We start from the raw sequence: 12630 nt of genomic DNA on the forward strand, positions 1-12630 counted from the left end.
TTCAACGCCGTCACCGAAAGATCGGGATCCAAGAAGGTCGCGATCATCGCCGTCGCCAGAAAGCTTCTCACCGTCCTCAATGCCATGCAGAGGGACAAAAAGGCCTTTGCATGAACACAGTTGCCATTCCAAGTCGCCGAACGAGCGCGTATCGTCGTCGATCTTACCGGCAATTCGCCCGGCTCGAGACGGTGCTCGCCTCGGGGACAGCAAAGCCGAAGCGGCGATCTTCCAGCCGGCCGAGGGAGACGAGGCAACCATCACCGGTCCTTCGGGTCGAAGGCGTCGCGCAGGCCGTCGCCGATGAAGGCGAGGGCGAGGAGCATGGTCACGAGGACGCCGCCGGGAAAGAGCAGCAGCCAGTCTGCCGCGCCGATGGCGCCGGTGCCTTCGGAGATCAGCGTGCCGAGCGAGGTCAGCGGTTCCTGCACGCCGAAGCCGAGATAGGACAGGAAGCTCTCGGTGATGACGATCTCCGGAATGGTGAGCGAGGCGTAGATGACCACCGGGCCGACGAGGTTCGGCACGATGTGCCTGAGGATGATCGGAAAGCTGGAAACGCCCGCCGCCCGAGCCGCCTCGACGAACTCCTTCTCCTTGAGCGACAATGTCTGGCCGCGGACGATGCGCGCCATGGTCAGCCATTCCAGGAGCCCGATCGCGGCGAAGAGCAGGAAGACGTTCCGCCCGAACATCACCATCAGCAGGATGACGAAGAGGATGTAGGGAAGCGCGTACATGACGTCGACGAAGCGCATCATCGCGGAATCGATGCGCCCGCCGGCAAATCCCGAGACCGCGCCGTAGAGGACGCCGACGACGACGGAGACGGCGGTCGCGATCAGCGCCACGAGCAGCGAGATCCGCGTGCCGTAGAGGGTGCGGGCGAGGAGGTCGCGGCCGTTCTGGTCGGTGCCGAAATAGTGGCCGCTCTCGATGGAGGGCGGCGCGGTGAAGGCGTTCCAGTCCGGCGTCTCGTAGTCGTAGGGGATGAGATAGGGACCGACGAGCGCCGCCAGAACGATGAAGGCGAAGACGAACAGCGCGGTCATCGCCGCCTTGTTGGCGCGCAGCCGCCGCATGGCGTCGCGGGTGACCGAGCGGGGCTTGCCGCGCGGCATCTCGTCGTCGCGGCCGAGGAAGGCGTCTTCCAGCGCTTCGCGCTTGCCGGCATAGAGGGTCATCGCTGGCGCACCTTCGGATCGAGCCAGGCATAGGCGAGATCGACGAGGAGATTCAGCAGAACGATCAGCGCCATGTAGAAGATCACCGTGCCGAGAACCATGCCGTAGTCCCGGTTGAGCGCGGCGTTGACGAAGTAGCGGCCGATGCCGGGAATGCCGAAGATCTGTTCGACGACGATCGAGCCGGTGAGGAGATAGCCCGCCGCCGGGCCGAGATAGGAGACGACCGGGGTCAGCGCCGGGCGCAGCGCATGTCCGAGCACGACGCGCCGGCGGCCGATGCCCTTGGCCGTCGCGGTCTTGATGAAGTTCGAGTTCATCGTCTCGATCAGCGAGCCGCGCATCAGCCGCGAGATGCGGGCGATATGGGGAAGGGCGAGGACGAGCACCGGCAGGAGCAGGAAGCGCGGTCCGCCGTCGCCCCAGCCGCCGACCGGGAGCCATCCCAGCCGGACGCCGAAGACGAGCTGCAGGATCGGCGCGACGAGGAAGTTCGGCACGACGAGGCCGGTCATCGCGACGGCGCCGATCAGCCAGTCGGCCGAGCGGTTGTGATAGAGCGCGCCGTAGATGCCGGCGACGATGCCGCCGAGGATGGCGAGAAGAAACGCCGAGCCGCCGAGGATCAGCGTATAGGGCAGGCCGATGGCGATCTGCCGCGCGACGGTGAAGTCCTTGGTGACGAAGGAGGGGCCGAGGTCGAGCTGGGCGAGGCGGCCGAGATAGCGCAGGTACTGGACGATCAGGCTGTCGTCGAGATGGTAGTAGGCGCGCAGATTGGCGAGCACCTCCGGCGGCAGCGCCCGCTCCTGGTCGAACGGCCCGCCGGGGGCGAGCCGCAGGATGAAGAAGCAGGCGGTGATCGCGATCAGAACGACCGGAATCGTCGAGGCCAGCCGCTTCAGGACGAAGATCAGCATGTCGGGAATGGTTTCCGTAAAAGGCCCGGGGCTCGTTGATCGGCCCCGGTGCGAAACGGCGTGTCCGTCACCGCCAAAAGCGGCAGACGGGTCGAAGACGGCCTGGCGCCTCCGCTCCTACTCGGTCATCGACAGCCAGCGGGTGCGGTGCTTGTCGAAGACGTTGTCCTCGAAGCCCTTCACCTTCGGCGAGACGATGTTTTCCGACAGGTAGAAATAGATCGGCAGCGCGGCGTCCCGATCGAGCGCGATCTTTTCCGCCTTTTCCAGAATCCCGGCGCGCTGGTCGAGATCCTGGGTCTTGGCGGCTTCGGCCAGCAACTGGTTGTAGTCCTCGTTCGACCACTGGCCGTAATTCATTTCGATCCCGCTCTTCAGAAGGTCGAGGAAATTGACGGGATCGTTGAAGTCGGCGAGCCAGCCGGCGCGGGCGACCTCGAAGGCGCCTTGGCGCAGATTGGCGTAGTGCACCTTCACTTCGGTGTTTTCGAGGCTGACATTGACGCCGAGTGGCTTCCACATGGCGGCGATGGCGACGGCGACGCGCTTGTGGTTGTCGTTGGTGTTGTAGCTGAGGGTGACGTTCAGCGGCTTGTCGGGGCCGTAGCCGGCCTCCTCCAGAAGCGCCTTGGCCTTTTCTAGGCGCTCGGGATAGGGCTCGCTCGCCCAGTCGAAGCGAGCGCCTTCCTCCGGATAATTGTTCATGCCGGGCGGCACCCAACCATAGGCAGCCGGCTCGCCCGAACCGAGCACCTTCGGCCCGATGACCTCGCGGTTGACCGCCAGCGACAGCGCCTCGCGCACCTTTTCGTCGTCGAAGGGCGGCTTGCTGGTGTTGAAGACGTAGTAATAGAGGCCGGCAAAGGGGGCGAAGTGACCTTCGCCCGGCAGGTTCTCCTGGATGAACTTGAACTGGTCCTTGGGATAGTCGGTCATCAGGTCGATCTCGCCGGCCTGATAGCGGCGGAAACCGGCCGAGACGTCCTCCATCGAGAGAAAGCGGACGCCGTCGATGTCGAGCTTCTCCTGGCCGCCATGCCAGTATTCGTTCCTGGCGGTGAGCACGTGGCTTCCCGGCACCCACTCCACCGGTTTGTAGGGTCCGTCGGTGACGATCGTGCCGATCTGCACCCAGTCGTCGCCGACCTTGTCGATCAGGTGCTTGGGCACGGGATAGGCGGTGTAGTGGGTGAGAAGGCTCGGATAGTAGGGGACCGGCTGCTCGAGGGTGATCTCGAGCGTCTTGTCGTCGACGGCCTTGACGCCGAGCTGATCGAGATCGTCGATCTTGCCGGTGTTGATCGCGGCGGCGTTCTTGATCGGATATTGCAGATAGGCGTATTGCGCCGCCGTCTTCGGATCCATCAGCCGCTTGAAGGCGAAGACGAAGTCCTCCGCCGTCACGGGCTCGCCGTCGGACCATTTGGCGTCGTCACGCAGCTTGAACGTCCAGGTCAGGCCGTCCTCGGAGGTCTCGTAGCTTTCGGCGACGCCGGGAATCGGCTTGGCCTTGGCGTCCTCGGTGAAGAGGCCTTCGAAGATGTCGCCCTCGACGCGGTCTTCCCAGTCGCCCGACAGTTTGTGCGGGTCGAGCGAGGTCACGTCGCCGCCATTGTACATGACGAGTTCCTTGGCGTGGGCCGCGCCCAGCGCCAGCACTGTCGAGAGCGCGAGCGCGCCCGTGAACGTCTTGAAGGAGAAGCTCATTTTCGCCCCGCGGATTGGTGGATGTCGCACCCTGGGGTGCAACCCTGATTTCCAATTGTTCCATTTCCGCTGCGCGTGTCCAGAGGGGGGCTGCACAAGGATCCGTCATGCCGATGAGGAAGGCAGTGCGTCGACTGTGCGGGCAAAGCCCTTTCAGGCCGGGCGCTCCCCCGGCAAAAAGGGGGGCTCTGCCGAAAGCGATTGTCCTGTGGACAATTCCTCACGCGACGGGCAAATGCCCGGCGTTTCCTGAGACGACGTATCGATCGAGGCAATCGCGCGCCATGCATCGTCCGACGCTCCGGCCGGCGAGGGTCCCCTGATCATCCCGGAATGCGACCTTATATGAGGGGCATCACGGGGATCGATGTCGATCCGTGCTCTCGTTGCCAAAGAGCGGTGTGCCGCCGGCCTGCGCGGCAGGCCGTGAATGCCCGGAACCTCTCAGGAAATACGCATGTTCTCGAAATTCGAGAGGCTCGTCGACGCGTTCCCCGACGGCGAGCTCGACGCACCGCCGCCGAAGACGCTTGCCGGCTTCATCTGGTTCTTTGCCAGGCCCGTCTGGCCGCTGCTGCTCGCCATGGCCGTCCTGACGGCGGCGATTTCGGTGATCGAGGTCTCGCTGTTCGGCTTCCTCGGCAACGTCGTCGACTGGTTCGGCGATACGCCGCCCGACCGGTTCCTCGCCGAGCGCGGCTGGCAACTGGCACTGATGGGGCTCGTCATCCTGGTGGCGCTGCCGGGGATCCAGCTGCTCGACGGACTGGTCAATTTCCAGGCGATCTTCGGCAACTTCCCGATGCGCTTCCGCTACATGATGCATCGCTGGCTGCTCGGCCATTCGCTGAGCTTTTTCCAGGACGAGTTTGCCGGCCGTGTCTCGCAGAAGCTGATGCAGACGGCGCTCGCCGTGCGCGAGACGGTGATCAAGGCGATCGACGTCTTTCTCTACGTCGCGGTCTATTTCACCGGTGTGCTCGTCGTCGCCGCGGCCTCCGACTGGAAGCTGGCGCTGCCCTTCGTCGGCTGGCTCGTCCTCTACGCTGCGATGCTGCGCTGGTTCATTCCGCGGCTCGACCGGGTGGCCGAGCGGCAGGCCGATGCTCGGGCCGAGATGACCGGCCGCATCGTCGACGCCTATGCCAACGTCCAGACGGTGAAGCTCTTCGCCCATACAAGGCGCGAGGCGGACTATTCGCGCGCCTCGATGCAGGGGTTCCTGCAGACGGTCTACGGCCAGGGCCGGCTGATCACGCTCTTCGTCGTCGCGCTGCAGACGCTGAACTCGCTGCTGCTCTTCGCGGTCGGGGCAGCCGGTATCGCGCTCTGGACGAACGATCTCGTCACCGTCGGCGCGATTGCCGCGTCCGTCGGCCTGGTGCTTCGCATCCACGGCATGTCGCAATGGATCATGTGGGAGGTCTCGGCGCTGTTCGAGAACATCGGCACGATCCGCGACGGCATGGCGACCCTCGAAATCCCCCACGCCATTACCGACAAGCCCGAGGCACGGCCACTCGCCGTGCCGCAGGGCGAGATCCGCTTCGACGAGGTGTCGTTCCACTACGGCAAGGGCGGCGGCGTGCTGCGCGACTTCGCCCTGACGATCCGGCCGGGCGAGAAGGTCGGCCTCGTCGGCCGCTCCGGCGCCGGCAAGTCGACCATCCTCAACCTCCTCATGCGTTTCCACGACGTCGAGGGCGGGCGGATCCTGATCGACGGCACGGACCTTCGCGACGTGCCGCAGGAATCCCTGCGCGAGAAGATCGGCATGGTCACCCAGGACACATCGCTTCTGCACCGCTCGATCCGCGACAACGTCCTTTATGGCCGACCTGGGGCGAGCGAGGCGGAACTCGAACGCGCCATCGCCCGCGCCGAGGCGACCGACTTCGTCGCCGAGCTGCGCGATCGGGACGGGCGCGCCGGCCTCGACGCCGAGGTCGGCGAGCGCGGCGTGAAGCTGTCCGGTGGACAGCGCCAGCGCATCGCCATCGCCCGCGTCATGCTGAAGGACGCGCCGATCCTGCTTCTCGACGAGGCGACCTCGGCGCTGGATTCCGAAGTCGAGGCGGCGATCGCCGAAAATCTCTACCGGCTGATGGAGGGCAAGACCGTGATTGCCGTCGCCCACCGTCTCTCGACCATCGCCGCCCTGGATCGCCTCGTGGTGCTCGACAAGGGCGTCGTCGTCGAGGAGGGCACCCATGCCGAGCTCGTCTCGCGCGGCGGTCTCTACGCTTCGCTCTGGTCGCGGCAGGTCGGCGGCTTCCTGCCGGTCGGCGAGACCGACGACGCGGATCCGGCGTCAGCCATGCGAGCCGCCGAATGATGGACCGACTGCTCCAGCGCTTCGAAAACGTCCTCGATCCGTTCGAGGACGCCGAGCGGCCCGGCGAGGACGGGGCTTACCGCACCGGCTATCTGAAGCCGCTGCCGGCCGAGACCAACGCCTTCATCTGGCATTTCGCCATGCAGGCGAAGTGGCCGCTGATCGGCCTCCTCGTCGTCGGCGGCCTGACGGGCGGCGTCGAGGCGATGCTCTTCACCGGCGTCGGCTGGCTGGTCGACGCGCTGAACCGCTCGACACCCGAGACGCTGATGACCGAGCATTTCTGGCTGATCGCCGGGCTGCTTTTCCTCACGCTGATCGGTCGTGCGGCCGTGCTGTTTGCTTCGTCCGTGCTCGAAGAACAGGTGATAAGCCCCAGTTTCTACAACAGGATCCGCTGGCAGAGCTACCGTCGGCTGATGGAGCAGGCCTACACCTTCTTCCAGAACGACTTCGCCGGTCGTCTCGGCCAGAAGGTCCAGCAGGTCGGCATGGCGACCGGCGATTTCATCACCACGATCCTGCAGACCTTCTGGTCCTTCGTCACCTTCATCATCCTCACCGTCACCATCCTCGGCACGATCGACTGGCGGATGGCCGTGGTTCTCGCGGTCTGGGTGCTCGGCTACGTCTGGATCGTCCGGACGCTTCTGCCGAAGATCAGGGAATATGGCCGTGCTTCGGCCGATGCGCGCTCGATCGTCTCCGGCCGCGTCGTCGACAGCTTCACCAACATTCTTTCGGTCAAGCTGTTCGACAGCTCCAAGCGCGAGGACGAGTTCGTCAAGGACGGCTTCGCCTATCTCGTCGAAATGACCCGCCGGGCCACGCGGGCGATCACCGAGGTGCGCACCGTCGTGGCGCTCCTGAACGGTTTCATGATGACCGGCGTCGGCATCGTCGCGATCCTCGGCTGGCAGGCCGGCACGGTGACGGCCGGCGGCGTCGCGACGGCGCTCGGCCTCGTCCTTCGGCTCAATCAGATGTCCGGCTGGATGATGTTCAATATCAACGGCCTCGTGCGCAATTACGGCACCATCCAGGACGCCGTGGCCACGGTGACGCGGCTGCCGACGCTGGTCGACGCGCCGGACGCCCGGCCGCTCGTCGCCGAGACGGGGGCGATCCGCTACGACGACGTCACCTTCCATTATGGCAAGGGCGAGGGCGTCATCTCGAAGCTTTCCCTCGACATTCGGGCCGGCGAGAAGGTCGGGCTGGTGGGCCGCTCGGGGGCCGGCAAGACGACCCTCGTCAATCTCCTGCTGCGGCTCTACGACGTCGAAGGCGGCCGCATCCTGATCGATGGGCAGGATATCTCGAAGGTCACCCAGGATTCGCTTCGCGCGGCCATCGGCGTCGTCACCCAGGACACCTCGCTTCTCCACCGCTCGATCCGCGACAACATCGCCTTCGGTCGGCCCGACGCCGAGGAAGACGAGGTGCTGCTCGCGGCCGAACGGGCCAATGCCGAGGATTTCATCCCGGGCCTGCGCGATCCGAAGGGTCGCACCGGCTACGACGCCCATGTCGGCGAGCGCGGCATCAAACTGTCCGGCGGCCAGCGCCAGCGTATCTCCATTGCCCGCGTTCTCCTCAAGGATGCGCCGATCCTCGTCCTCGACGAGGCGACCTCGGCGCTCGATTCCGAGGTCGAGGCGGCGATTCAGGAGAACCTCACCCGGATGATGACGGGCAAGACGGTGATCGCCATCGCCCACCGCCTGTCGACCATCGCGGCGATGGACCGGCTCATCGTGCTCGACAAGGGCGCCATCGTCGAGGAAGGCAGCCACGAGCAGCTTCTGGCGAGGAACGGCCTCTACGCCAGCCTGTGGCGCCGCCAGTCCGGCGGCTTCCTGTTCGGCGGCGACGGGCAGGAGGACGAGAGCGCCGCGGCGGAGTGAGGGCGCACCGGCGATGAGATTCGTCGAAAGGCGGTGCCGTCGACCGTCCGCGCCGGCTTCATTTTGCCTGAATGCTCTTCAGATAGGTGACGATTGCCGCGGCCTTTGCGGGCGTGAAGACGAACTGCGGCATGTCGGGGTGGCCCGTCGACAGGCCCTCGACGAGGGCTTCCTCGATCTGTTCGACGGGATAGCGCTCGGACAGCGTGCGAAAGGGCGGTGCCGCCGGGTGCGGACTGTCTCCGGACCCCGTGACGGCGTGGCAGCGGGAGCAGTTCTCCTCGAGCAACTGCTGACCGACCGCCAGTTGCGATCGCTCTTCCGCCGTCGCCGTCAGCGCTCCGGCGAGGAGGAGGAAACAGCCTGCCAGCAGCCCCGACGTCCTCGGCAAATTCATTCGTCGCGCTGTCATCGTCCGATCTCCTCCTATGTCGAGGTGATGAAGTCGCATTGCCTTGCCGCCGCCGCCTTGATCCCCGTCAAGGCGGCGCCGTCGAAGTTCGGCGAGGCATCGCGGCGAGGGCGGGGACATCGAGGGAGACGGGCGATGAAGGACGAGGGCCAGGCAGAGGTGATCGCCTTCCTGAAGACCGGCGGCCTTCTCGGGGATCCGGACGCCGTCGCGGAGGTCACGACCCACATCTCGCATCTCCTCCTCGGGCGAAAGACCGCGCTGAAGCTGAAGCGGGCGCTGAAACGCCCCTATGTCGATTTCTCGACGCCCGACCTCCGGCTTGCGGCGGCAGAGCGCGAGGTCGAGCTCAACCGGCGCACCGCGCCGCAGCTCTATCGTGGCGTCCGGCGCATCACCCGTGAGCCGTCCGGCGAACTGGCACTGGATGGCGGCGGCGATCTCGCCGACGTGGTGGTCGAAATGGCCCGCTTCGACGAGGAGACGCTGTTCGACCGCATGGCCGTCGCCGGCACGCTGACGAACGAGCTGATCGAGACCCTGGCGCGGCAGATCGCCGACTTCCATCGGGGCATCGAGGCTGCGCCGCGTAACGACGGCGCAGCGCATATGGCCGGCGTCCTCGACGTCAACGAGGCGGCGCTCGCCGGCGGCGACGTCTTCGCCGACGATGCGGTGGCGGCCTTCAACGGCCGCTTCCGCGAGAAGCATGCGGCACTTTCGGAACTCCTCGACCGGCGCGGCCGTGCCGGCATGATCCGCCGCTGCCACGGCGACCTTCATCTCAAGAACGTCTGCCTCGTCGGTGGCGAGCCGACGATCTTCGACTGTCTGGAATTCGACGAGGATCTCGGCACCACCGATCTCCTCTACGATCTCGCCTTCCTGCTGATGGACCTTTGGCACCGCGATCTTCGCGATCACGCCAACCTCGTCCTCAACCGCTATCTCGATCTCACCGGCGACGAGGCCGGCCTGCCGCTGGTGCCGTATTTCATGGCGGTCCGGGCGGCGGTGCGTGCCCATGTGGCGGCGACGGTCGCGGCGGACATGGACGAGGGCGCCGAGGAAAAGCGGGCCGAGGCGACGAACTATTTCGACCTCGCGTCCCGCCTTCTGGACGAGAGGGCGCCGCTCCTCGTCGCGGTCGGCGGGCTGTCCGGCTCCGGCAAGTCGACGGTCGCACGGATGATCGCACCACGGATCGGTCCGGCGCCGGGCGCGCGGACGCTGTCGAGCGACCGGCTGCGCAAGGCGCGCTACGGGGTGTCTCCTCAGACCCGGCTGGGCGCGGACGCCTATGCGTCGGCGGTGACGGCGGCCGTCTACCGCGACCTTTCCGAACGGGCTGGCGCAATCGTTTCTCTGGGGCATGCCGCCGTCGCCGACGCGACCTTTTCGACGTCAGAGGAACGCGCGGCGATCGAGGCGGCCGCCAAGCAGGCGGGCGTCCCGTTTCGCGGCATCTGGCTCGACGTTCCGGCGGACGAACTCGTTCGCCGCGTGGGTTCGAGGTCCGGCGATCCGTCCGACGCGACGCCCGAGATCGTCCGCCGCCAGATCGCGAACACCACCGGGGCGATCGGATGGGCGGTCATCGATGGCGAGGGCACGGCCGCTTCGGTGCGCGATCGTGTTCTGGCAATGCTGGAAGAAACGCGCGACGAATCCACCCCGTGAACGCGCCGCCGCGATCCGGCACGAGCCGGCGGAACTTCGAGTTTCCCAAGAAAAACTTCGTGGACGATCCACTTTGAGACGCTGGGTCATGGACTTTTCGTTCCGGCTGCTGGAATCGCCATTGCGGTCGACCTCGCGCTGGGCGAGGTCTGCGATGACGGAAAGGCGATCGATGAAGAAATTCATGGGGATGGGTCTGGTCGCGTTCGGCCTTCTGGCCGGTTGCACGACGACGGAGGAAGCCAACCAGGCGATCCAGGGCCGCTGGATCGGCCAGCCGAGCGACGCCTTCTTCTCGCAATACGGCCCGCCTTCCAGCGAGTTCCCGCTCAACAGCGGCGGCACCGTCTACACCTGGCGTGGTGGCGAGACGTCGCGCACCGTCTCGGCCCAGTACCGGGACATGACCAAGCAGGAGCGAGAATACGAAGAGAAGCGCCGCGGTTCGACGATCATCAACATCGGCGGCAACATGGCGATGGACGCGACGCCGCCGGGCAAGGTGCTGCTCGCACCATCCCGCACCGAAGAACTCGGCTGCGAGGCGCAGATCTCCACCAATCCCGCCGGGATCATCACCAATATCCGCACCAGCCGCGACACCGACGGCGAGGGCTTCAGCTTCTCGCGCTGCGCCGAGGTCTTCGGCGTCACCAGCTGAGCATGATCCCGAAAGGTGGGAACCGGCTTTCGGGAAAGATCATGCTCCAACAGGAAGGTCGAGCGGAAGGGTGAGCGAAGCTCGTCTCATGCCGCTCTCACGGGGAAGGCTGGCGTTTCGGCCGGTTGACGGGTAGGGCGGAGCGAAACAGACTGTCCGCCTCACCCGAAGGATGCCCGATGACCCGCGCCGACACCGAAGCCCTGATCCGCCGCTATCTCGACGCCTTCAATGCGGGCGACGTCGACACGATGCTTGAGTTGCTCGACGAGGACGTCGCCCACGACGTCAACGAGGGCGGCCGGGAGATCGGCCGGGAGGGCTTCCGCCGCTTCATGGCGACGATGCACCGCCACTATGACGAGACGCTCGCCGACATCGTCGTCTTCGCCTCCGAAGACGGGACGCGGGCCGCCGCCGAGTTCACCGTGCGCGGGCGCTACCGCGAGACGGCGCCCGGCCTGCCGGAAGCCTCGAACCAGGCCTATTCGATCCCGGCCGGCCAGTTCTTCTCGCTCGAGGACGGCCGCATCACCCGCGTCACCACCTATTACAACCTCGCCGCCTGGATCGCGGCGGTCTCGAAGGCTTGAGCGGCGAAGGCGGCATGGCGGAGACGACCGGCGGGCTTTCCTTCGACGTGCTTTCGGGCGAGGCGATCGCGAGCGTCCTCGACGATCTCGCTCGGCTGCGCATCGTCGTCTTTGGGGCCTATCCCTATCTCTACGACGGCGACGAGGCCTATGAGCGGACCTATCTCGCCTCCTATGCGAGATCGCCCGGCACCATGGTGGTGATCGCCAGGACCGGCGAGGGCGAGATCGTCGGCGCCGCGACGGCAGCACCGCTCGGCGACCACCAGCCGCAGCTTGCGAAGGCCTTCCGGGACAACGGCGTCGATCCGGCAGAGGTGTTCTATCTCGGCGAGTCGGTGCTCCTGCCGGACTATCGGGGCAGGGGCGCCGGCCACCGCTTCTTCGATGGGCGGGAGGAGGCGGGGCGCCGTCAGGGCTTCGGTGTCGCGGCCTTCTGCGGTGTCGTTCGGCCTTCGGATCACCCCGCGAGGCCGGAAGGCTATGTACCGCTCGACGGCTTCTGGAAAAAGCGCGGATACGAGCGGATCGACGGCCTCGTCTCCTCGATGCGCTGGCGCGACGTCGGCGAAGCGGACGAGACGGACAAGCCGATGCAGTTCTGGATACGCCGATTGAATTGATGAAGCAAACGTCTCTTCGGCCCCAGGTTCAGCTGTCTCCTCGCCGCCTATCTTCCCATGCGTCATAGTCTGAATGCGACATGAATGTCGCCTTCCGTCACGGTTCAGCGGCCCCCTGGCATCTTCACATCATCGGCGGACGAAAACCGCCGAGATACCGAAGCCCAAGGAGAAGCCCCGATGTTCCAGAAATTCGCCAAGACCCTCTGCCTCGTCGCCGCTCTCGGTGCCGCCGGCGTCGCCGCTCCGACCGCTGCTTCGGCCGCCGACTATCGCGCCACCATCACGATCGGCAACGGCGGCGTCGAACTCGTCCGCCATCGCGGCCACGGCCGGCATTGGAACCGCGGCACCTGCACGCCGCGCCACGCGCTGCGCAAGGCCCGGCATTTCGGCGTCCGCCACGCCCATATCCGCGGCGTCAACCGCCGTTCCATCACCGTCGCCGGTCGCAAGCATCGTAGTCATACGCTGGTGCGCTTCGCCCGCGTCCGCGGTTGCCCGGTCATCGGCTACCGCTGAACGATCGGCTCCCGTCCTTCATGCGCCGGTCCGCCTCGGCTCTTCTGGAGCGGAATGAGATGAGCTTCGCTCACCCTTCCGCTCCA

General features: G+C 66.1%; 11 protein-coding genes. 7 read left to right on the top strand and 4 right to left on the bottom strand.

Going from position 1 to position 12630, the window contains the following annotated elements; genetic code table 11:
• Positions 1-260 precede the first annotated feature (260 nt).
• The 3 genes from LZD57_RS21880 to LZD57_RS21890 all read right to left on the bottom strand — a co-directional run bounded on the left by LZD57_RS21880 (position 261) and on the right by LZD57_RS21890 (position 3811).
• Positions 261-1184, bottom strand: a complete 924-nt coding sequence (locus LZD57_RS21880) for an ABC transporter permease (protein ID WP_420844848.1) — start codon at positions 1182-1184, stop codon at positions 261-263.
• On the bottom strand, positions 1181-2104 hold the full coding sequence (locus tag LZD57_RS21885) for an ABC transporter permease subunit (protein WP_233721718.1): 924 nt from the start codon (positions 2102-2104) through the stop codon (positions 1181-1183). The genes LZD57_RS21880 and LZD57_RS21885 overlap by 4 nt, the downstream gene beginning before the upstream one ends.
• 117 nt (positions 2105-2221) lie before the next feature.
• The gene (locus LZD57_RS21890) at positions 2222-3811 is read right to left on the bottom strand and encodes a peptide ABC transporter substrate-binding protein (protein WP_233721719.1); all 1590 of its coding nucleotides are present in this window, start codon (positions 3809-3811) and stop codon (positions 2222-2224) included.
• 457 nt (positions 3812-4268) lie between these two features.
• On the opposite strand from LZD57_RS21890, the gene LZD57_RS21895 reads away from it, so the two are divergent.
• Positions 4269-6146 carry an ABC transporter ATP-binding protein gene (locus LZD57_RS21895; protein ID WP_233721720.1) on the top strand — a complete coding sequence of 626 codons (1878 nt, stop codon included), beginning with the start codon at positions 4269-4271 and terminating at the stop codon, positions 6144-6146.
• Positions 6143-8053, top strand: coding sequence for an ABC transporter ATP-binding protein (locus LZD57_RS21900; protein ID WP_233721721.1), 1911 nt, complete (start codon positions 6143-6145; stop codon positions 8051-8053). The genes LZD57_RS21895 and LZD57_RS21900 overlap by 4 nt, the downstream gene beginning before the upstream one ends.
• 58 nt (positions 8054-8111) lie before the next feature.
• Here LZD57_RS21900 and LZD57_RS21905 read toward each other — a convergent pair whose 3' ends face one another.
• Positions 8112-8465, bottom strand: coding sequence for a c-type cytochrome (locus tag LZD57_RS21905; RefSeq protein ID WP_233721722.1), 354 nt, complete (start codon positions 8463-8465; stop codon positions 8112-8114).
• A gap of 135 nt (positions 8466-8600) precedes the next feature.
• Here LZD57_RS21905 and LZD57_RS21910 point away from each other — a divergent pair, with 135 nt between their 5' ends.
• The 5 genes from LZD57_RS21910 (at position 8601) to LZD57_RS21930 (ending at position 12544) form a co-directional block, all read left to right on the top strand.
• Entirely contained in the window at positions 8601-10145 is a 1545-nt protein-coding gene (locus LZD57_RS21910; RefSeq protein ID WP_233721723.1) for a bifunctional aminoglycoside phosphotransferase/ATP-binding protein, read from the top strand.
• Between the two features lie 172 nt (positions 10146-10317).
• A complete protein-coding gene (locus tag LZD57_RS21915; RefSeq protein WP_233721724.1) occupies positions 10318-10806 on the top strand; it encodes a BrnT family toxin in 489 nt (162 codons plus the stop codon).
• A gap of 179 nt (positions 10807-10985) precedes the next feature.
• A complete protein-coding gene (locus LZD57_RS21920) occupies positions 10986-11399 on the top strand; it encodes a ketosteroid isomerase-related protein (RefSeq protein ID WP_233721725.1) in 414 nt (137 codons plus the stop codon).
• Positions 11400-11413: 14 nt separating this feature from the next.
• Positions 11414-12022 carry a GNAT family N-acetyltransferase gene (locus LZD57_RS21925; RefSeq protein WP_233721726.1) on the top strand — a complete coding sequence of 203 codons (609 nt, stop codon included), beginning with the start codon at positions 11414-11416 and terminating at the stop codon, positions 12020-12022.
• Positions 12023-12202: 180 nt separating this feature from the next.
• Entirely contained in the window at positions 12203-12544 is a 342-nt protein-coding gene (locus LZD57_RS21930) for a hypothetical protein (protein ID WP_233721727.1), read from the top strand.
• The last annotated feature ends 86 nt before the right edge of the window (positions 12545-12630 follow it).

Origin of the sequence: Jiella avicenniae (genome assembly GCF_021390325.1) — a bacterium.
Lineage (GTDB): Bacteria > Pseudomonadota > Alphaproteobacteria > Rhizobiales > Rhizobiaceae > Jiella > Jiella avicenniae.